The organism is Rhodothermales bacterium, from assembly GCA_013002345.1.
GTDB lineage: Bacteria > Bacteroidota > Rhodothermia > Rhodothermales > JABDKH01 > JABDKH01.
In genome coordinates this window covers 1-23,087 of the sequence record JABDKH010000032.1, presented here as the reverse complement: position 1 = coordinate 23,087, position 23,087 = coordinate 1, and the positions used below count along the sequence as shown (strand labels likewise).

General features: G+C 59.4%; 9 protein-coding genes. 6 read left to right on the top strand and 3 right to left on the bottom strand.

Going from position 1 to position 23,087, the window contains the following annotated elements; all coding sequences use genetic code 11:
* The coding region (locus HKN37_01545) for an alcohol dehydrogenase catalytic domain-containing protein (GenBank protein ID NNE45322.1) at nt 1–295 on the bottom strand (295 nt) is incomplete at its 3' end.
* A gap of 391 nt (nt 296–686) precedes the next feature.
* On the opposite strand from HKN37_01545, the gene HKN37_01540 reads away from it, so the two are divergent.
* Nucleotides 687–1,454, top strand: a complete 768-nt coding sequence (locus HKN37_01540) for a VOC family protein (GenBank protein NNE45321.1) — start codon at nt 687–689, stop codon at nt 1,452–1,454.
* 279 nt (nt 1,455–1,733) lie between these two features.
* Here HKN37_01540 and HKN37_01535 read toward each other — a convergent pair whose 3' ends face one another.
* On the bottom strand, nt 1,734–2,078 hold the full coding sequence (locus tag HKN37_01535) for a zinc-binding dehydrogenase (GenBank protein NNE45320.1): 345 nt from the start codon (nt 2,076–2,078) through the stop codon (nt 1,734–1,736).
* Nucleotides 2,079–2,549: 471 nt separating this feature from the next.
* Here HKN37_01535 and HKN37_01530 point away from each other — a divergent pair, with 471 nt between their 5' ends.
* From HKN37_01530 to HKN37_01515, 4 genes are all read left to right on the top strand, one after another.
* Nucleotides 2,550–15,890 (top strand): choice-of-anchor D domain-containing protein, encoded by a 13,341-nt coding sequence (locus tag HKN37_01530; GenBank protein NNE45319.1) that lies wholly within the window; start codon nt 2,550–2,552, stop codon nt 15,888–15,890.
* Nucleotides 15,891–16,703: 813 nt separating this feature from the next.
* Nucleotides 16,704–17,678 (top strand): DUF3667 domain-containing protein, encoded by a 975-nt coding sequence (locus HKN37_01525; protein NNE45318.1) that lies wholly within the window; start codon nt 16,704–16,706, stop codon nt 17,676–17,678.
* A 311-nt stretch (nt 17,679–17,989) separates the two neighbouring features.
* Complete coding sequence (locus HKN37_01520; protein NNE45317.1) at nt 17,990–18,541, top strand: HAD family hydrolase; 552 nt, start codon at nt 17,990–17,992, stop codon at nt 18,539–18,541.
* A 383-nt stretch (nt 18,542–18,924) separates the two neighbouring features.
* Nucleotides 18,925–19,329 carry a hypothetical protein gene (locus HKN37_01515; protein NNE45316.1) on the top strand — a complete coding sequence of 135 codons (405 nt, stop codon included), beginning with the start codon at nt 18,925–18,927 and terminating at the stop codon, nt 19,327–19,329.
* A 136-nt stretch (nt 19,330–19,465) separates the two neighbouring features.
* Here HKN37_01515 and HKN37_01510 read toward each other — a convergent pair whose 3' ends face one another.
* Entirely contained in the window at nt 19,466–20,368 is a 903-nt protein-coding gene (locus tag HKN37_01510) for an adenylate/guanylate cyclase domain-containing protein (protein NNE45315.1), read from the bottom strand.
* 304 nt (nt 20,369–20,672) lie between these two features.
* Here HKN37_01510 and HKN37_01505 point away from each other — a divergent pair.
* A partial coding sequence (locus HKN37_01505) for a glucosidase (protein NNE45314.1) occupies nt 20,673–23,087 on the top strand: 2,415 nt, incomplete at its 3' end.

The window sequence follows — 23,087 nt, the reverse complement described above, 5'->3', positions numbered from 1 at the left end:
GGGACGGCGAGTACTCCAGGTGGCCCCACACGGCGGTACCCTCGCTGATGCCGGTCACGCCGTCGCCGAGGGCGTCTACGGTTCCCGCAACATCCCATCCGAGGACGAGTGGTGTCGTCTTTGCGTGCAAAAACCGGCTCACGAAGTCACCGTCGATAACGAATTGTTCCGCGGGATTCACTGCCGACGAAACGACCTTGATTCGAACTTCTCCGGGTCCCGGGGAAGGTGTGGGCAACTCGGTCATCGCGACGCCGTCGGCTGTTACCGCCATCGCGCGCATAGTCTCGGCCATGATAGATGGGTTTCGTGGCGGTCAGCCGCCTTTTTAGTGGTGCTTCCGTACGCGACTGGATCCTGGCTCAGGAAATATCAAGTCCCTTCGTGCTTCCGCCCCGGCCTGTGAGTCTTTCCGCGGATTGTGCGATGATACGAATTGTGCCGGAGATGCGATGCTGCGACGATATTGGGCGCGAGAGCGACGTGAGCCGTTGTGTCGACAGAATAGACCATTTCGCTCGTCTGGGCCGCCGATTGCGAATGGTTGCGGGGTGTCCTAAAGCTGCTTTGATTTCCAGGAACCGCCCAACTGACTAGCACATACATTAGACATATCCAATTCTTCGCTTTGCATTGTCCGCACCAGGACGCTTTCACCGTCTCAATTATCCATTCTTGTATTTGCCATGCATCCATCCATCACACACGGCGCGTTCAGCTGGTCCGAGCTCATGACGGCTGACCCCGACGCTGCCATCAAGTTTTACGCGACCATTCTGCCCTGGGCCAACCAGACCATGCCGATGCCTCAGGGCGACTATCACCTACAGAAGGTCGGCGAGAAACCGGTCGCCGGGGTCATGGCTCCTCCCGATGCTGACATACCGACGGCCTGGGTGCATTACATAACGGTCGACGACGTCGACGACGTCGCGGCACGCGCTGTGGAGCTAGGAGGCAACGGCTCGTTTTCCTACAACGCCATCGACAATGAGGCGGTGACGTATTGCAACACGGACGATGGTGGCTTCACGGACCTAGATAAATGGACCTCCCTTAGCGGAGGAATCCAGACTAAGTACCTGTTGTACACTGATATTGCTCAGGTTGTCGGAGCCGGGCCGTTCGATCTGGCGCCGGGCAACTCGACGGAGGTCGCATTTGCGCTGGTGGCGGCCGAGAGTGTAGACGACGTCCTCCTCTACGCAGACAATGCTCAGCGACTGTGGAATGAGAAGCTCGCCGCGTTGCCCACAGGAGTCGGGACCAGTAGGTTGCCGGATCCGGACGTATCTACATCGTTGGGTTCGCCATACCCCAACCCGACTGCAGGTCCGGTTACATTTCCTGTGCAGATCGGCCGTCCGGTAGAGAGTTCGTTAGTCATTTCCGATATACTCGGCCGCGCAGTAGCACGCGTCCCTGTCCGACCCTCCACTCCCGGCCGTCAGTAGGTTTCCTGGGACGCTAGACAATCAAACGGCGTCCTGGCGCCAAGCGGCCTGTACTTCGCGCGTCTCGTCGTCGGAGGCGGTCGTCCGTCGACCGACGCTGAGACGTTCGTTGTTGTTCGCTAAGTCCTCTACATGCTCGCTGCCACCGCCAAGAACTACACATTCGCCGACGACTCCGGGGAGGCAGAAGATTGCGTTCTTGGGTGTCACCAGAACAGGTGGGCGCGAGTATACCAGGGGCTGACCGCCAAACCCATGAGCGAGTCGATGAAAACGAGTCTACAACTGCCACCCGGAAACGTCGACGACAACTCGGCCGATCCGGCCGCGATTTGTCTGACGTTTGAGGGCGGCATCCAGGTCGGCGATCTTGTGACGTGAGTCGATCGGCACCTCGAGCCCGTCACTCAACCAATCTCCAACGAGTTCGAGATCCGCTCGCTTGGAGGAGACCCGTACGAAACGGCAGTGCTTGGAACTGAACAACGCGCGCACCATGCCAGTCATCATGGCTACGCTGAGCAGTGTGGCCACGTACGAACCGCCCGTCTTCAGGACCTTTGAGCACTGGCCGAACGAGTACGCGGCCGGGTATCGAAGACGACCGAAGGAAGTCGGACCCATTCGATGCGAAATCGGCCTACGACGTCGGGGAATTCCTGAAACCCACTCCCACCAGAAACCCGGCCGGGGGCACCTTTAACGCGATCCAACCTGCAGCCGGCCTGTTCGGGGATCTGCGGCTCGTCAGGCTAGACATCTCTTGCACTCCGGACCGTGATTGACAGACCCTTGTGCTGCGATCCGGAGGCCCGTCACGACGTGCACGATTCTCCTACGCCATCCGGCGACAATTCCCGCCACCGGTTCTGGCGGCCACCTGTGATCTTCAATCAACATCTAGAGGGTCTCGCGCCGTCTGCGCTTTACCTCTCGAGTTCTCTAGGACCTGCAGCCGCGGGGATCAAGAGAATCACGGGAATCGACAGCTTTGCCCGACGCCAGGCGTTGGCCAAGATCGCGTGTCATTCCCGTTGAGTGAGGACTCACCCCGCGGATCCCCGCTACGAGACGGGGACCAACCGGGGTAACACCATGGATCGCCTCTCTCCCGCTTCAATCGTCGCCAGATTCTTTTCGCTCACTACCGCTCTCTTCCTGGCCACAGGCGCTCTGCCGTCAGGGTCACAGACGAGCCTCGGTACGGACAACGCCCGGTCTTCCGGAGGACCACTACGCAGTGAAGCTGCGGCAGCCGCCCCCGTCATCGTAGTCACTCCAGAGAGCATTGGCCAGTCTCTTCTGGCCGGTGATACCGGCACCGCGGTGCTGAGCATCCGAAACGACGGCGACGTCTCACTGAAGTGGCAGCTCGCGCTCCGCCACACGACGCCATCTGCGTTGAGCATCAGCCCTCGCTTTGCAGGATCCGTACGAGTCGACAAGACAGCCACCGTGGATGCCACGGCAATTCCGTCAGCGGAGTCGGTCTACGTGGCACCAGGTTTCGCCCGCAAGACGGTGGCGCCGGGCGATACTACCGCCGCGCGCCTGCCGCTACAGGACGTGCTCGACCACCTTGACTCCGGTTTCGAGTCCGTCACTCGCCTGATCCCCGATCTGCACATCATAGACGACGACTTCAACGATCACATCTCCGATGGCGGCGACGACATGTATGACTACGGAAACTACCTGTCGACCGACCTGGGAGGCTCGATCCGGTATTCCGAGGGTGTAATCCAGTCACACGTCGCAGTTGGTCCCGGCGGACAGTACTTCACCAAGATGTATCCGGGCCTGTTCTGCTTTTCTTCAGACCTCGTCGGCGTGGGCGCCTTCCTGGTCACCGGCGAGCTGGGCGCAGATGGTGGGGGTACGGCAGACGGATCGATCCTTACGGCTCGAGCCGGTGGAATAGACTACCTCGCTTTCGTGAAGCGAGTATCCGGGACTGACGACCCCTCCGTGAATCATCTCATCATCGTCGAGGACAACGGCCAGGCAACGCACGAGTTCGCAACAAACACAAACGACGATTATCACCGCGTCTACAATCTGGCCGGAGCGACACGGATCTACTATCTGCTGTACGCTTCCAGCGAAGGCGGCTATGTCGACGACAGCCGAACGATGTCGATACTCGATGCCTTCCTAGGTGTACTCTCCCCTTCCTGGCTCACAGCCGATCCTGTATTCGGGGAGCTTGCAGCCGGAGCGACAGCCAATGTCACGGTCGGTCTGTCGGCAGCCAACCTGTTTGAAGGACAGTACGAAGGACAGATCCTCGTGATGTCTGACGACCCCACCTCGCCGGAGGTCAGCGTACCTGTCTCCCTGTCCGTGGACGGAGACCCCGACATCTCGGCCAGCGCGAGTGCACTGAATTTCGGGGACATCTACGTCGGCCTCAGCGACACACTCGGTGTCACGATCTTCAACGACGGTACTGCTCCCCTGGTGGTCTCGAGCGTGTATACGACGGGCTCAGGCTATTCTGTCGACGTATCTACACCATTCTCACTGACACCAGAGGACTCCGTTCAACTGCGCGTGGCGTTTACTCCGCCACTGCCGGGCGGCGCCTCAGGCCTGCTCGTCATCGAGTCTGACGATCCCGACGAATCCACGCTCACTGTCGACCTGATTGGCAACGGCGTGGACCCACCAAGGATTTCGGTTTCGCCCACGTCGGTCAGCGAAGCGCTGGACGCCGGCCTCTCGACCATCCAGACATTGACAGTATCCAATGCTGGAGGAAGCGATCTCGATTGGATGGCCATTACTGGATCAGGCGACGTCGTCATCCTCGCGGACTACAGCGTTTGGCAGGAGGGGTTGGCCGAGTATCTGAGAACCACGGGGAGATTCCGATCTGTCGAGATTGTCGAGACCCGCTACTCGGTGCCCACACTCGTTCAGCTGCAGACATACGATGCCGTTGTGGCGCTGACGGCATTTGATGAGAACGCCTCTGCGGTCGGCGACGTCCTTGCCGACTATGTCAACTCGGGAGGTAACCTCCTCGTCGCCGTGCATGCCAACTACGGGTCCAGGAAGATCGCCGGACGCTTTGACGAAGACGGCTACTGGCTGATCATTCCGGGGACCTCAATCGTTGGTGGAAGTAGCCTGGGAGAGATTTCTGTGCCCGGTCATCCGTTGATGGAAGGTGTCAACGACGTTGCCGATCAAAGCCACCTTCCACCCGGGACAAAGCTTGCACCGAATGCCACGCTCGTGGCGAGCTGGGCAGATGGCGCACCCATGGTTGCGGTCAATGACTCGCTCTGGCCCGGAAGGCGCGTGGACTTAAGTCTCCCGGCCTATCCGGACTCATGGCAACTGACAGACGTCTCGTCGGCATCCGATGCGGGCCGACTGTTTGCGAATGCGCTGGCCTGGCTTGCACACGATTTCCTCTCCGTGGAACCGAGTCACGCGACGATATCGGCCCTGTCGCAGAGCACGGCCGACCTCACGATCGATGCAACGGATCTTATGGAGGGTACATACTCCGGTATGGTTCGGTTTGGAAGCAACGATCCTGCTACGCCCGAGGTTGAGATTCCAGTCACCCTCTCTGTGTCGGGAGTCGCGGACATCTCATCCATCCCGGAATCCGTTGACCTGCCGCAGGTCGTGGTCGGGTCGAGCCAGTCGGCCATCCTGTATGTTCGAAACTCAGGGACGGCTGTGCTGTCGGTCAGTGGCGTATCGGTGCAGGGAACCGGATTCACCGTGTCTGACGCTACCGGATTCGACCTCCTTCCTCGGGCGTCGAAACCGCTCACCGTCGAGTTTGCTCCGACCACCACGGGCCCGGCGTCGGGTGCCCTGGTCGTCTCGAGCGACGACCCGGACGAACCGACGCTTACGATCGCACTGTCGGGCACCGGGCTCCCCACCCCGGACATTTCCGTTTCCCCCACGCCAATCATCGCTCAGGTGGAATCCGGTTTAGCCACATCGCACACGCTCACAGTTTCCAATGACGGTGCCGGAGAGCTTAACTGGAGCCTGGACGTGTGGCCGGGGCTGTCAAGTGGCGGCAGCGTCGGGACGCCGTATCCCGGGGGCGGTGCCACTCGACGGGTGCTACTCCTCGGCACGTACGGTGGCCAGACGTGCGACCAGAGTTGCTACGACCACGTGAGAGATGTAGAAATGTATTTGCGGGAGTCGGGGCGTTTCGACAGTCTTGAGACACGGTGGGAAGGTGCTGGCACGCCCTCACTTGATGATTTGCTGAGCTACGACGTCGTGGGGGTATTCGGGTATTACCCTCCAACGTTCCTGGATGCACTTGGCGACGTCCTGGCGGACTACCTGGATGCGGGAGGCTCCGTGGTCAACGCCATCGCCCATCGGGATCGACTGGGTGGCCGCTACGCAGCGGATGGCTACGACCCGATTCTTGTGAACAGCTTTCTTCGCTACTCTTCTGGATCCAGCTACGAGGGTACGTTTCATCAGCCGTTCCATCCGATCCTGAAGTCCGCCTCACTGATCCGTTCACGAAAGTTTGTTGACGAAGACTCGGAAGCGGCGGAAACCGCCCTGCTCATAGCCGACTTCAGCAACGGTGGGCCGGCGGTAGTAGTCAAGACCACTACTGGTGGTGGACGACACGTAGGCCTGGGATTTCAGATCGTTCGAAGCACCGTCGACTACTACGGGCTGTATTACGGGTCGGACTTGGTCGTCAACGCCTTCCACTGGGCAGCTGTCAACTTTGTCGAGGCCTCACCGACCTCCGGAATCGTACCGGCTTCCGCTTCGGCCGACATCAGTCTCACGCTGCACGGGGAAGAGCTCGTTGAGGGCGTATACCGCAAGACTCTTGCCATCGGATCGAACGATCCCGATGAGTCTCTTACTCTGGTGCCGGTAGAACTGTCGGTGACGAGCGACCCACACATCGTGATCGACGCGGACACACTCCGGTTCGACTCGTTACTGGTCGGTCTGGAGTCCACCATCGACTTTGCCGTCTCCAACGACTCGACCGGTTTTCTCGAGATCACAGGGACCACATCGTCGGATGTGTCTTTCGAACTGGCAACGGCGCTTCCGCTGAGAATACCGCCATTCGAGACCCGTCGGCTCTCGGTCCGCTTCGCACCCGACCGTCCAGGTCCGATCGGAGGGACGCTCTCGATCTCTTCCAACGATCCGGACTCGCCCACAATTGAGCTGCCGGCTGTCGGCGCCGGTGTGGCGGCACCCGACATTCGTGTTTCGCCGACGGAGCTCTCCGTAGAGCTCGAGGCAGGCATGTCAACCTCCCTGACCGTAACGCTGGAGAACGTGGGGACGGGTGCCCTGGACTGGCAGGCCCATTTCGACTCCCTGGGGCCTATCGCAATCATGGCCGCCACCGGAGCAGCCCAGGGCGCCGACGTGGTGAGGCATCTGTCGGAGTCCGGCCGCTTCGACTCAGTGGCCTTCATCGACGGGACCGCTCGCATACCGATCGTCGACGAATTGTTGCAGTACGACGCGGTCGGGGTCTTCGCGACCACCAACTGGCGCTATGGAAGTGACAACATCGGCGATCTCCTTGCAGATTACGTTGACGCGGGAGGCAATCTGCTCCTGGCTGTTGGAGCAAACAACGAAAGCAGCAACGGCCTACTCACGGGCCGATTCGACACTGGCGGATACTGGCTACTCGGACCGGCAGCCATCGCGAATGGAACGTTCGAGATGGATACGATCGAGCAACCCGATCATCCCATTATGGCCAATGTCCATGAGTTCACGTCGACTCGAAAGATGGTCAATACCGCCGCCGTAGCGCCGGCGACGGATGTGTTGGCGCATTACGACGACGGTACTCCTCTAGTGGCCGTATCCCACACCACGGCCGGAGGACATCGTGTAGACCTTCCGTTCCAGATCTTCACGACAGCCGTGAACATCTACGGTCTTGACGACGCAAGTGAAGAAACGCGGCTTGTAGCTAACGCTTTCCAGTGGATGATCAACGACTACGGCCGTGTGCTGCCGATGGCTGGCACGACCGAGGCCGGTGGCTCCGACGACATTGGAGTCCACATCGACGCCAGCCGACTTGGAAACGGAACGTACGAGGACGGCGTGGCCATCCGGAGCAATGACCCGGACACACCTGTCTTCCACATTCCACTCACCGTGACAGTCGGCGGCGAGCCCGACCTCGATCTCTCGGTCACTTCGATGGAGTTCGGGGATGTCTTTGCCGGAGGCTCTTCAGAGCGATCGCTGACGGTTCGTAACAACGGTGGCGTTCCGCTAGACGTGACCGCTCTCAGTCTGACCGGAAGTGGGTTTTCGATCGACAGTGAGAACCCGTTCACCCTGTCGCCTTTCGACTCCACAACACGGGTGGTCACTTTTGCCCCGCCGTCCATCGGCACGTTCGCCGGGCAAATCGATCTCAGCAGCAACGACCCGGACACGCCGTCAGCGACGGTAGCGCTATCGGGAACGGGAATTCCTGCACCCGTACTGGACCTCGAGTCGAGTGAAATATCGGCCGAGGTGGCCGCAGGTGCCACTGCCGTCAGACTGCTGACGGTCGGCAACCCCGGTGGAAACGACCTCGAGTGGTCCATCTCGCTCGGGAGCCCGCCGTCGCTGTCCGTCGTCGAATCGAGTATCACATTCGGCGGCGAAGTCTCGGCCGATACTCCAGCCGTATATCGATCTAGCCCGCTGGTCTTCTCGATCGAACCTGAAATGAGGCGGCCGCAGAAAACATCAGTCGAAGTAATCTCAACGACGTCCACTCCCCGGCAGGTCCTCCTCTCGGAGGAAGACAGTCGGTTGATAACCGACTCGAAGGCCACGGTGGAGACGACCGTCCTGGCTTCATCTGTCAGTACGGCCGGCCTTCCATCGCTGGAGATCGCGCTCGACAGCCTCGACAATGGATCGAGCGTCGTTGAATCTCTCATACCCGACATGGCAAGGTTCGACGGGGGATTTGACGGCACGTCGATTGACCATCCAGCCGGATACGGCATGTTCGAGGAAGGCAATATTCTAAGCACCGACCTCGGCGGCCCCATACCGTACAGTGATCGACGAATCGTCAACAACTCAGCGCTCGGAGAGAGCGGTCGGTACTTCACGCTTAAGAGCGACGGCATGTTTGTGCTCGCAGCCGATCTCGACGGCGTGAGTTCGTTTCATGTTGCCGGACAAATCTGGTCGTACGCCACGCACGTCGATGGCGTCGTGCTTCAGACAGTGTCACGTGGAGTCCGCTACGCGGCTTTCGTGAAGAGAGTGTATCGAGAGGATGGCGGCAGCTCGCCTTCGGTCAACCACATCATCATAGTGGCCGAGCCCGAAGGTGCGACCCACTCCTTCCCGACCGACCCGCGGAACGACGGCCATGTAGTTGACGGCATCGGTGGAAGTGCCCGGATATACTTCCTGCTTTTCAGCCGGCGGAATACGCGATACGTGGACGAAATCGAGATGACACGCATCCTGAATGGATTCCTCGGCGTGCTAGGTTCGGACTGGCTGAAGTTTCGCCCGACCGCCGGAATACTTCCTCCTACCGAAAGAACCGTCGTCGACGTGGTGTTCGACGGATCGCATTTGGATGCCGGCGCACATACTGGGATCGCGACTATGTACAGTAATGACCCGACTAGGAGGTTTCAGGTCATTACGGCGTCGGCCCTCGTGGACGGCCAACGGCCCGAAGCAGGAGCGGATTCGTACACGACGGACGAGGATATACCAATCCGCCTCACTGTCCTCGACAACGACAGTGACCCGGGCGGTGGCTCGCTATCTCTCGTCACGGCGGCCGACCCGGCCCACGGGAGCATCGAGATGGTGTCGTCGGACACACTCCTGTACACACCCGATCCGGACTTTTACGGCGTCGACACGTTCACGTACGAAGTGACCAACGGTACGACCACCGCGTATGCAGCCGTTGAGATATCCGTCCGGCCCGTAAACGACGCGCCTCGCATTACCTCCGAGCCCACAACCGAGGTTGACGAAGAGCGAACGTACGTGTATCAGGTCGTAGCAAACGATCCCGAGGGTGCCGCTCTCTATTACTACCTGCCCGTGGCGCCCGCATGGCTCTCAGTCAATACCACCGGGCGCATCAATGGGACTCCGCCACGGGCGGCACGCGACACTGTTGTCACCGTCGTAGTACAGGACGAGGCCGGAGCCGAGGCGTCCCAGTCATACTCGATCGATGTAGTTAACGTAGACTATGACGCCCCCCTTCTGCTGAGCGCAGCGACGAATCCCTCGTCGATTGACCTGACCAGTGGACCCGTGCCCCTGACGGTGTCGGCCAATCTGGTAGACTCTTTGTCGGGCGTTGTCTCGGTTGACCTTGCGATCGCATTCGGAACCGAGCCGCCACTGAGTGCCCAGGCAAGTCTCGTCGACGGCACGGCCAGTGAAGGACGATGGGAATCGACGATCCTCGTTCCCTGGAGTACCGCGACCGGCGACTGGATTCTATCGGTGGTCGCCCTGGATCAGGAGGACAACCGGCTGGAAACCTCCACCTCCACATCCGTCCATATTCAGGGGGGAGACACGGAGGGTCCGACCGTTGTGTCAGCGGGTTCCGTCACACCGTCGGAGATCGACATAACCAATGGATCGCGCGAGGTGGTTGTTGCGGCACCACTGGGTGACAATCTGTCGGGTATCGAGTCAGCGTGGATTCGACTCGCAGACCTCCAGGGATCCGTTATCGAGAGCCAACCGGCCTCCAGGGTATCGGGCTCGGACATTAATGGAGTGTGGCAGGCCACGTTCCAGATAGAGCTCGCAGATGGTAACTACTCCTTTACGTCCCGCACCGTCGATGTCGCCGGCAACGAATCGATCTACGAAGTCGGCGCGTCCCTGCGTGTAGTTCTTCCGCTGCCGGACTTGGCAGCCGGCCCATCGCCGTTCGACGGCGAGCTTCAGGTCTCCGCCAGGCCGAGCGTCGCCTGGACTCCGGCACGAGGCGCCCGCACGTACGAGATCTTTGCCTGGCCTGAGGGACAGGAACGACCGACCGAACCGGTACACACCACTGAGATTCCGGGGTCATCGTACTGGTCGGGGTACCTGAACCATCTGGCATTTGGGAGGGTCTACCGGTGGCAAGTCGTGAGCGTTAATCCGACAGGAAGAACCGAAGGTCCGGAATGGACTTTCACGGTGATGAATGTTCCGGATCTGGAGGTGACCGGGCTCGAGGCGCCGGCCACCGGGCAGGCCGGATCTGAAGTCGAAGTGGTATTTACGGTCGATAACTCCGGGGTCGCGGGAACGAGAGCACCTGCGTGGAACGATGAGCTGTACCTGTCTGTTGACGACGATCTCGACAGATCGGTGGACACACGCCTGATCGTCGTCAAGAACCTGTCCGCTCTCGAGGCCGGCGGCGGCTACACGAATCGAATCACGGCTCGCCTGCCGGAGAGAGAATTCGGGTCGTCGTTCCTGATACTAAATACGGACGCGGGCAACTCAGAGACCGAGGCGGACGAACTCAACAACCTGGCCGTATTTGCAATCGAGATCGAGATTCCGCCCTCGCCGGACGTTCAGATTGACGGACTCATTGCACCACGTATCGTCTTTTCGGGGACCTCGCCCACACTGCGCTGGATGGTACGAAACACCGGGGCAGGTCGAACGCGCGTTGACAGCTGGTACGACGATGTCTACCTGTCGGAAGACGACATTTTGCAAGAGAGCACGGACACACGTCTGGACCGAGTGAGAACGGGCCGGGTGATGCTGCCCGGGGATAGTCTCAACATGACTCAGGAGATTCGATTCCCGGACGGTATCTCCGGTGAGTACTTCATCATCATGGAAGCGGATGTTCGAGACGAGGTCTTCGAGCCGCTGGCGGAATCGAACAACTTGCTGGTGAAACCCGTCACGGTGTCGCTTTCGCCTCCACCCGATCTGGTGCTGACAGCCGCTGAACCGAAGAGCGAAATGTGGAGCGGGCAGCCGTTCTCACTCGAGTGGACGATCACGAACGAAGGTCCAGGAATGGCCCAGGGACCATGGGAGGATCGCGTCTACGTGTCCGCATCCACACCGTTCGATCAGAATGGCGCAACGGTTCTCGGAGCGTTCCCGTCTCCGCGTAACCTCGAGCCCGATTCGAGCTATACGAATACGCGCTCCGTGGTCATCCCGTTCGACCTGCGCGGACCCGTACACCTTTTTGTCGAGACCGACTGGAAGGATGCTGTCTACGAGTACGTTTTTGAGGACAACAACGTCGGCGCAGCTGGTGAGGCTACAAGCCAGATATCCCCGTGGCCGGATCTGCAGATCGCCGGGAGTAGCCTGCCTGAGGCGGCGGAGGCAGGACGGCGGCTGCCCGCATCCTGGACCGTGCGGAATGTGGGAGCGGCCGCCACGCGGACAGGGTGGACTGATACTGTCTACGTTTCACCAGGCAGCACGTGGAGTCGGACGACGGCCCGAGTCGTCGGTTTCGCCGTTTCTCCCCGTGCGCTCAATGCCTCGGAACAACTGGTTCAAGTAGCGCACGGCGTCGTGCCCGAGGATTTGTCCGGCAGCTACTTCGTGTTCGTTTATGCAGATGCCCGCGATCAAGTGTTCGAGAACACGGATGAGAACAACAATGTACTCGGTGCGGGACAGATACAGATCGTTCCCATTAGAATGCCTGACCTCGGCGTGAGCGACCTCTCGTTTGAGACCGACACCAAAGCCGGCCAGGATGTGAACATTCAGTGGACCGTCACGAACAACGGACGGGGGACAGCGACGAGCACGCGATGGACGGACCGCGTGTACCTGTCGCGCGACGATGTCTTCAGCGAGAACAGTGACGTACTTCTCGGCGAGGTTGGACGGTCGGAGCCGCTTCCCGCGGGAGGAGCGTACACACGATCGGCCCAGATGAAGATACCCGAGTACCTGTTCGGTGACTATTTCGTCTTCATTCACACGGATGCGACTCAATCCACCGAGGATGCAAACCGAAGTGACAATGTGGTCATGGCCGCGTCGACGCTAGTGGTCGAAGCGTTCGAGGGACCGGATCTGGTATTCGCTGAAACGGTCGAGCCGCTGGAAGGCGTGGCCGGCCGTTCCATGTCTATCTCCTGGACCGTCAGAAACGCGGGAGCTGGGGCCACCTCTCAACAATGGCTGGACCGCGTCTACCTGTCGGGGGATTCCCGACTGGGCTTCGGCGACATCCGTTATCCGGCACAGCAAGGTCCCGAGGGTCTTGCAGTCGACGCAACGTACACGCGAGACGTCGATCTCGAAATCCCTCCATGGGCCTCCGGCACCCACTACCTCATTTATACGATCGATGACGACGACAACCTGTTCGAGTCAATCGAGAACAACAACGTGCAGACTCGTTCGATAACGATTTCGCTGCCCGCTCCCGCAGATCTGGTGGTATCCGATGTTTCTGCTCCTGCCAGTGCCACGCCGGGAGAACTCGTCACAATTACCTGGACGCTGCGAAACGATGGTGCCAATCCGGCCATCGGTTCCAGCTCGCAGGCCGTCTACGCTTCCAGCGATTCAACGTGGGATACGGCCGACCCGCTGATCGGAATACACGAGACGCATCTGGACCTCGCGGTCGGTGCCTCTGCGAAGCAGGAGTTTGTCACGACGCTTGATGCCATGAGCGCGGAGCTCACGAGCAACGTGCCGGGACTCGTGCCAGGGAACTACCACTTTATCGTCCGTGCCGACATCCGCAATCGAATCAGAGAAACGGATGACCGCAACAACGATGGCGTCGCGAGGACCCAAACCTCCGTCGAAGTGGATCGGCTGGTCCTCGATACGCCCGCATCCGATACATGGAACCGGTCGGAGTCAAGGTACTATGTGGTCGAGGTCGAAGAGGGTCTCGACCTGCGACTGAGCCTGCAGGGATCAGCATTCACCGCGAATGAGCTGTACGTCGCATACGGGCGAGTCGCTACCCCGTCAGACTTCGACCTGGCCGATACGGGGGCGGAGTCTCCGCGAAAGCAGGTAATCATCCCCTCGACGAAGTCCGGCCGGTACTACGTACTGGTCCGGAGCGAGCGCGGCAGTTCGGGAGGTGACTCCTTCGATCTGCTAGCCGAAGGGCTGAGTTTCTCGGTGGTCCGTGTCGAACCACCCTTCGGCGGTAATCGCGGATGGGTATCCGTCTCGGTTGAGGGTGCCGGCTTCCGACCAACTTCCCGAGTATTCCTTCGAGGTCAAGGTGTCGAAAGAGAGCTGCAGGACTTGCAGTTCGAAAGCACGACCGAGGTGCGCGGCCGATGGAATCTTGAAGGACTGGATATCGGGCTTTATGACGTGGCCGTGACGAACCTTCAGGACGACGCGGTATTGCCCGAGGGTTTCGACGTCCAGCCCTCGACTCCATTCCAGATCGAGATGGTGACCAGCAAGCCAACTGCAATAGCTGCCGGAAGGATGTACCCGTACCGATTCCGGTTTGTCAACGTGTCCAACAACGACATCCCTTACACGTCCATTCATATCGAGTTCAGGGCTAACACAACGGTGGAGGTAAACACGACGGGAAGACTCTTCGCAAACAGCGAGCTGGCAGCAATGATATCCGCGTCGGAACTCGAGATTGAGGATTTCACCATCAATGAGAATCTGATGGCGATTCCCCTTTTCGCCCGTAACCTTGCGCCCGGTGAAGCCGCCGAGGCCACGATCTTCCTGATTGCCGGACGCATCGTTTCGGGCGAGTTTCCGACTCGTGTCAGAATCCGAGCCTATGGTGAGGATCGATTCATCAGTACGCTGATGACAAATATCGAGGAGGGAAGACAGACGATACTGGCCAACCCTGGGTCCTTCGATCCGGACCGGGTCGAGCTTGCCCGCGATCCGAACCGGTTTGCCAGCGAGCTTTTTGCTCCCCTTGTAGCCAGCGGCCTGATAGACCTTGGAGGCGCGAATCCCGAGATACAGAACTTCGGCCTGGCATCCGGTCATTCTGGGTCCTGGCCGGGTCTCACTGGGTCGGCCCCGTCCTCTGGCGGTTTGCATAACGTATCCGTGGACGGCAGCCTGGAGGCGTGCACCTACGACGTCGCCAGCTGCAGGGAGTTCTTCAGGATTGTCGGTTGCGCTGCGTCGGCAGTCGGCTGCGCCACGGCCGTCTCAGGTATAGGAGCCATAGTGTGCTACATGGGTGCTGCCGGTTGTGCTGGAGTCCCGGTGGTTGGATGCATCACCGACGTGATAGGGGGGCTGTCGTGCTTCGGCGGTTTCATGTGCGATGCCCTCGCCGGGGCATACGATCCGAACGATATGCTCGGGCCTCCCGGGTATGGGGACGACCACTGGATCTCCGTACCGCAGCAGCTACCCTATACGATCCGATTCGAGAATGACCCGGATCTGGCCACAGCGCCGGCGCAGGAGGTGTTTGTGACCCATGCTCTCGACTCCACGCTGGACGTCAGATCTTTCCGCCTCGGATCGTTCGGATTTGCCGGCCTCCACTTCGAGGTGCCGCCAAACACGGCCGCATACTCGTCACGGCTGGACGTTACAGATTCACTCGATGTCCTGGTCGATGTGGCGGCCGGCGTCGACTTGAGTACACGAACAGCGTTCTGGGTGTTCTCGTCCGTCGACCCCGCGACCGGCCTGCTACCATACAGTCCGTACGAGGGGTTTCTTCCCGTCAATGACTCCCTGGGTCACGGGGAGGGCTACGTCACGTTCACCGCTCGACCGGATCGAAACAGCAAGACTGGCGATGTGATCGAGGCGCAGGCAACGATCGTCTTCGACACGAACGAGCCCATTGATACACCGCTCATCTACAACACGATCGATGCCGAGCCACCGACCAGCCGCGTGACGTTCGCGGATCCGGTTTCATCCGGTGAGTGGAATGTGTCGTGGGTAGCAGAGGATGATGAGGGGGGATCCGGCGTACGCGATTACACACTATACGTGTCGGTCGATGGAGAGTCGTTCACCCCGTACGAGTCCGGCGTCATGGACCCGAGCGCCCTGTATATCGGCAGCCCGGAGCGGCTCCACAGCTTCTTCAGTGTTGCCGCGGACAACGCAGGCAATGTCGAAGGAATGAAGACGGCTGGCGACCTGACCGTAGATGTGGAGTCGGAGGACTTGCCGATCACGTTTGCGCTGCATCCGGGCTATCCGAACCCGTTCAATCCGGCAGCCATGCTTCCTTTCGACATTGCCCAGACGGGACGGGTGGAGATTCGGGTATTCGATGTAATCGGGCGCCTCGTCAGAAAATCGATCCTGGGTGAGCTTCCTCCCGGCCGCTACCAGCAGGAGCTGAACCTCGCTCGTTCGGCCAGTGGAGTGTATCTCTACGAGATTCGGGTGACTACCGGAAGCAAACTACTTTTCAGAAAAACAAGGAAAATCGTGCTGGTAAAATAGGCGGATCCACCGCCCGTGAGGCGGGGATAAACCGGAGTTCGATCCGGACCAGGGCCGGTGGGCAGGACCACGGATCTTGCCGGTCGCCCGCGTGAAGAATGGTCAACGCGGAGCCCCCGGTGATTGTTGGACGAGAACAGGGCCACATGCGCTTCGATTATCCGGCACCTCTCCTCCGATCTGTAGACAGCTGACCGTGAGGCAATATGTCGCGTCAGTCGCAACCTGGACGGGACCGTCCGTGGGCCCGCTTCCCATCGGTTCGTCAATTTCTATCCACGGGGAGATACTCCTGTCGACTGTTCCGATGCTTCCGATGCAGTTCTCGCATCGAAGTGGTCACGGATACTTGTCGTCTACCCGAGTGTTGTGTACGGCATCAGGAAGTGAGCCGCAAAGATGAACACCAGGACTTAGAAGCACATCCAGGTTACCGGTCGACCGTCAGCGAGACTTTCAGCGGAAGGTTTACTCACACATCCTGAACCCCTCGCGGCTCCGGCCAAACTTTCTTCATGCCGCCCATTGGATCACCTAACCAAGGGCATGAGGTCAAAAAGACGCTTTTGTGGCTCGCCATGGAGCCATGGAGTAGTCTCTACTTCGCCGAAACATCCGGCGAACCGGATACGGTTGTTGGTCCCGCCCTCAGCCGACCCGACATACCGACACGGACGAAGCGCGACTTTGCAGAGTCATCAGTACTCGTAGCCTGTTTTTGCCGCGGATTAGACGCAGACGGTCAAAACAGAGCCCTATATTTCCTGACCCCACACACTGACCCTCAGCATCAGCACGCCTGCAGGAAGAACCGTGTCGTCACACACATGTCCCAATTGCGGATCCGAAGTCGGCGGCCCGTACTGCGGCAATTGCGGTCAACCCAGCAGGGACATACGTCAGCCGATCACGCATTTCGCCAGAGAGATCGTCTCGGAGTACTTCGGACTCGACGGCAAACTCTTGCGTAGCATCGGGCCGCTGCTGTTCCTTCCCGGCAAGCTGACAATCGAGTACCTCAACGGCCGGGTGCAGCGTTACGTACGACCGGTTCGTCTCTACCTGACGGCCAGTCTTCTGTTCTTCTTTCTCGTTGCCGTCCTCGATCCAGTCTCATCGGTCGAACGGGCATGGGGCGACCAGCACACGCTCCTCGGGATCGATTCGCTGAGGACAACAGTGCAGCAAGAAACTGCCAGGAGGATCAGCGAGGCCGACAGTCTGGCCGACGCTCCGGGCACGACGAACATCGACCTTGCTACGGGCAACCTGGCGAGCGGGCGCGATAGTGTTCGGAACGGATCTCCCACGTTCAGTATCGATCTCGGCGATGAGGAGAAAACACAACGTATTGCCGCCATGACTGATGCGGAACGTACGCAATGGCTGCTTGAGATCCTGGGGCGATTTCTTGGCAACCTGCCGAAGTTGATGTTTGTGATGCTGCCGGTGTTCGCGCTCCTTTTGAAGCTCGTCTACGTCAGAAGCAAGCGCTTCTATGGAGAACATCTTGTGTTCACGCTGCACGTGCACGCCTTCATTTTTGTCAACTTCACGCTGCTGGGATTGCTGACGTTCGCCCCGGCCGAAAGTGGATGGACAAAGGCGACCAACTCTGTCCTGTCGGTCGGAATCCCGATCTACGTATTCCTCGCCCAAAAGAGGGTGTATGAACAGGGGTGGTTCAAGACGGGCATCAAGTTCGCCCTGATCATGCTGGCCTACTCGATTGCCATGTTGATTATCTTTGGCCTGGCTGCCAGCGCGATGCTCGTCCTGGGTGCGTAGTCAGGAGGGCACAGGCGTTGATGGAGGCAAAGCCCCGCGTGACTGAGAATTACTCATATCGGTGCCCGAACGTGTAACAGACCGGCAGAAGAGCACTCTCCGGCTCGTCTTCCACACAATAGTTGAGTTCTTTCGCTACGGCGTATTGGCAGTTCTGTTGACTCTGGTCAGATGGCTGGAGACCCGAATGCCCCGAGATCGCGCTTGATACAGAGCATTTGTCGCCGCGAGTATCGATCCGTGACGGCTTCTGTTATGCGGCACAGGGGTTTATCATTCGGTGTCAGTCTCGCACCGCACCTGAAGAATACATGCCTCGAACTCTGCTGATACTTGACCTGGACGAAACGCTGATTCATGCCACCGAACAGCCACTTGCTTATCGTCCGCATTTCGAGGTCCCTCCGTATCACGTCTACAGGCGCCCGCTTCTCACACCATTCCTCGAGACGTGCGGTGAACACTTTGAACTAGCCGTGTGGACATCCGCTTCGTCCGACTACGCCAGTGAGGTCATCGGAGAAATCTGGCCGACAACACTTGAGTTGTCGTTTCTATGGAGCCGTACGCGCTGCACCCGCCGACTCGATCTCGAGCGCATGCACCAGATCTGGATCAAGGACTTGAAGAAGGTGAAGAAGATCGGTTACCCTCTTGAACGAGTCCTCATGGTCGACGACAGTCCCGCGAAACTCACCCGACAGTACGGCAACCTGGTGCGCGTCAGACCCTTTGTCGGCGATCCCGAAGATGACGAGTTGAGGTGGTTGAGCTTGTTCCTCATCGAGTTGGCCGAAATCGACAACGTTCGTCGGGTCGAGAAGCGGGGGTGGCGAACCAGGATGAGTAGCCCGGGGGACTGAGCGGCGGTGCGCCGCGCCGCCTGCCGTGGGTGGCCTCCGGTCCGATGCCTTGCCGCAAATACCAGGACGCTGCTCACGCTTTCATGGTGGGCAGGGTCGGCGTCTCCTTTCGTCGGACTGCCCCGCGATCCAACGTCTATTGACCGTCCTCGTGAGTGGTCGAAAATTAACTGGCGCCGACTGGCCTCTGCCTATTGGTAGATCGGGCGGCCCGATCTACATTTCGCGCCGCCAGAAACGGGCCAAGATCCTAAAGAGAAGAACCTGACCCCCGCTCGACCGGGTCAGGTGAAAACCTCTAAAGGTCGATCCGCGATCGAACCGATTCAACGCGATCAATCTGGCACAAGTCATTCCAACGATTCAATGGGGAATTACCTCCTATGCGCAACCTCATCATTCCCGCTCTACTCCTCCTCTCGTTCGTCGCCGGTGCCTGCGATTCCAACGGCTCCGACGAACAGAACATCGACGGCATTTACACGCTCAGAACCGTCGGGGGAGAAACGCTTCCTGTAACCATCATAGAGATACTGGAAGACAAGGTTGAGGTCACGGCTGGCAAAGTTCAGCTGGGCCCCGGCAATGTGTTCAAGGGAGAACTGACCATCCGGACCACCGAGTCCGGTGTGGTGTCGACCGAAGTCTCTGCCGACGAAGGAACGTTCAGTCAAACCGGCAACACGCTTCGTGTGACGTACGGAGACGGTTCGAGTGATACGGCGACCGTAAGCGACGGCACACTGACGGTGACGTCCGACGGCCTCGCACTCGTTTTTCGAAAGTAATCGAGAACCTCGGAGGCACGGAAACACTGGTTGCACACGATCGGTCGGTGCCGGCCACTACGTTGGCCGGCGGCGGCAGACATGCTCGCGACTCACTCCGGGTACGGCCCCTTCGTTCGCGATACACCCCGCCCTCCTATCGCGTGAACGCAAAGCGAATCACCGCTTCGTGGTGGTCGGTTACCTCCCTCGGATCCACGCCCAGGCCGATGACGCCACGGCCACTCAAGGGCACATGCTCGCGATGAATTCTGACGGGTTCCTCCGACGGGTCGCGCGAAACATACGTTCCATTCGTGCTGCAATCGATCAGCACAAAACGGTCATTGCCCAGGCGAATCCTGGCATGCTCTCGCGAGACGGCCTCGTGCCTGACAACAAGATCGCTTTCATCCCCCCGCCCCATCACAAATGGCAGGCGACTCTCGTCGATCTTTACGTGACTACGCTGATACTCCAGCGTGAGCCAACCATGGCCGGTCGGGCGATGCGCCTTGACCTGTGCGGTTGCGACACCGCTGTCGGTCTGCCAGAGTAGCTCGACGAGATCGATGACCTCTCTCCTTCCCCGTACGCGCGCGGGGCCCAGGTCGCGAAACGCGAACGGTGCATCTTGTGGGAGCGTGTTGACGGTATCGCGGGTCGTCAGCACCTGACTGGCCTTTGCGAGACCCGTCAATCGGGCGGCAACGTTAACGGCGTCTCCAAACACGTCGTCATCCTTAGTCACGACCTCCCCGGTATGAAACCCGACCTTCACTTTCATCCCGACGGCGGCAAGATCAGGGTCGTCGATAATGACGGACGGCATCCTGCTAACAGCCTCGAACAGACCCGGGCCATCCTCAAAGCTGACCATCACCTCGTCACCGATCGTCTTGATCAGTGTTCCAGAGTGATCCGTCGTCACTTGCGTTAGAAGCTCTATCGCAAGACTTACCAGTCGGTGCGCCTCAGCATTTCCGTGTTCTTCGAAAAGCCGCGTACTGCCGACGATGTCGGCGAACACGATTCCTCTGACGGCATGACTACGGGACATGGTGTCGAATGAGCAGACTCAAATCATCAACCAGCTGAATATAGAGTGCGCCGGGCGGACTTGGCCTCACGTCGGGATGCAGGGGCAATCGACATGTGAACCGAGCCGTCCCTCCAGCTGCACGCCGGATGCAAGCGTCAAGCCGCACCCTTCGCGCGGTACACGGCGGCATGTCGCGGACGCCAGCTCGCGACGCACGTTCACCGACGAGCAACGAATAGAGCACGGCGCTGCACTGACTGCGGCATCCGGGAGCGGCTCTTCCTATTTTGCGCTGTCCTTCCAAACACGTTCCCGATTCACCATGGCCTACGGCGAAGATGCCGATCAAAAGCGATTGCTCGATTCCGAACAGCGTCGCGCCGACTGGAAGCACTGGGGACCCTACGTGGCCGAGCGCGCCTGGGGCACGGTGCGCGAGGACTACAGTCCCAACAGCGACGTCTGGGGCCACTTCCCGTACGAGCACGCGCGGAGCCGGGTCTATCGCTGGAACGAAGACGGACTGGGCGGCTTCTGCAACCGATTCCAGAATGCGTGTCTTGGCGTCGCCCTCTGGAACGGGAAGGACTCCCACCTGAAGGAACGCCTGTTCGGACTCGACGGCACCGAAGGCAACCACGGTGAGGACGTAAAGGAGCATTACTACTATCTCGACGGGCTCCCCTCCCACGCGTACATGAAGATGCTCTACAAGTATCCTCATGCTGCATTTCCGTACGAGAGACTTCGTGAAGCGAATCGAGCCAGAACCCGAAATGAACCCGAGTTCGAACTGTTCGAAGCGTTGCGCGACGACTTCATCGAGAATCGCTATTTCGATGTTTTCATCGAGTACGCCAAGGTTGACCCCGAGGACATCGTCTGTCGGATCACGGCCATCAACCGGGGACCCGAGCCTGCCGAGTTGCACATCCTTCCCCATTTCTGGTTTCGAAACACATGGACGTGGGGATACCATGTCGATCGTCCTCACCCGATGATGGAAGAGGCTTCTGAAGATGGCGTACTTGCCGCGCACGGAAATCATCACCACCTGGGAGAGCGGTGGTGGTACGCAGCGGAGCACGTAAGCGGAAGCGACGGAGGCCGCCTGCTCTTCACCGACAACGAAACAAATTTCAAGCGACTCTGGGAGGAGCCCAATCCGACCGTCTACGTGAAGGACGGTATCAACGATTGCGTTGTCGGTGGTCTGACAGAGTGCGTCAATCCGGAAATGAAAGGAACGAAGGTCGCCGGCTGGTTTCATCGGCTCATTGCGCCTGGCGAGTCGTTCGTGATCAACGTGCGGTTCGCAGACCATGCCGTCAGCAACCCGTTCGACTCCGTGGATGATATCTTTGCGAAACGCATCGAGGAGTGTGACGCTTTTTACGAAACGATCCATCGTGATTCACTCACGGAAGATCAGCGGCGCGTACAGCGACAGGCGCTTGCCGGACTGCTCTGGAACAAGCAGTTCTATCACTACAGCGTCGACCTCTGGCTGGAGGGTGACCCCGCCCAGCCGCCGCCTTCGCCGCGCCGACACAAGGGGCGCAACAGTGACTGGCGACACTTCTATTCCGTCGCCGTCATGTCGATGCCCGACAAGTGGGAATACCCGTGGTTTGCTGCATGGGACCTGGCCTTTCATACACTACCCATAGCGATGATCGATCCGGAATGGGCAAGGCGGCAACTGACGATCATTCTGCGCGAATGGTACATGCATCCGAACGGTCAGATACCGGCGTACGAATGGAACCTGAGTGACGTTAATCCGCCGGTACACGCGTGGGCCGCGTGGCGTGTGTACGAAATCAGTCGACAGGTGACGGGCGAGGCGGATACGGTCTTCCTCGAACGGGTCTATCACAAACTCCTGCTCAACTTCACGTGGTGGGTGAACCGAAAGGACCACGGTGGCAACAACGTCTTCCAGGGCGGATTCCTTGGACTCGACAACATCGGCCTGTTCGATCGTAGCAAACCGATTCCTACCGGCGGTTATCTGGAGCAGGCGGACGGCACGGCGTGGATGGGCATGTATTGTCTCTATATGCTGCGCATCTCGCTCGAGTTGGCACGAACCCGACCGGCCTATGAAGACGTGGCGACAAAGTTCTTCGAGCATTTCGTCTACATCGCGAGTGCCATCAACGACGGGTGCGGCGGCACTGGATTGTGGGACGACAAAGATGGATTCTACTACGATCTGATCCACACACCGGACGACCGATACCACCCCATCCGCGTTCGCTCATTTGTCGGACTCATCCCGCTGCTTGCTGTTGAAGTGATTGAGCCCGAACTCCTTGAGATGCTTCCACGCTTTCGCCGGAGGATGGAATGGTTCGCGGAGTATAGGCCCGAGTTGATGCAACACATCTCGGGCATGGGACTGCCGGGTCGCAACAACCGGAGACTTCTGTCGCTCGTTGACAGGAGCAAACTCGTACGCGTAATGGAGCGCGTCCTGGATCCGAATAAATTTCTGTCCCCCTTCGGCCTCCGGTCGCTCTCACAACAGCATGCTGACGAACCGTTTGTCCTTCACGTCGACGGGAGCGAACACCGTGTGGAATACGAGCCCGGGGAATCGAGGACGGCCCTGTTTGGCGGAAACTCCAACTGGCGCGGACCCATCTGGATGCCGCTAAACTACCTGATGATCGAGGCGCTGCAGGAATACCATGCCTACTACGGCGACGACCTCAAGCTTGAGCTCCCGCGT

Coding starts and splice junctions, on each gene's coding strand:
- HKN37_01530 (NNE45319.1), top strand. CDS start 2,550: ATGGATCGCCTCTCTCCCGCTTCAATCGTCGCCAGATTCTTTTCGCTC.
- HKN37_01540 (NNE45321.1), top strand. CDS start 687: ATGCATCCATCCATCACACACGGCGCGTTCAGCTGGTCCGAGCTCATG.
- HKN37_01515 (NNE45316.1), top strand. CDS start 18,925: ATGCGCAACCTCATCATTCCCGCTCTACTCCTCCTCTCGTTCGTCGCC.
- HKN37_01520 (NNE45317.1), top strand. CDS start 17,990: ATGCCTCGAACTCTGCTGATACTTGACCTGGACGAAACGCTGATTCAT.
- HKN37_01535 (NNE45320.1), bottom strand. CDS start 2,078: ATGGGTCCGACTTCCTTCGGTCGTCTTCGATACCCGGCCGCGTACTCG.
- HKN37_01510 (NNE45315.1), bottom strand. CDS start 20,368: ATGTCCCGTAGTCATGCCGTCAGAGGAATCGTGTTCGCCGACATCGTC.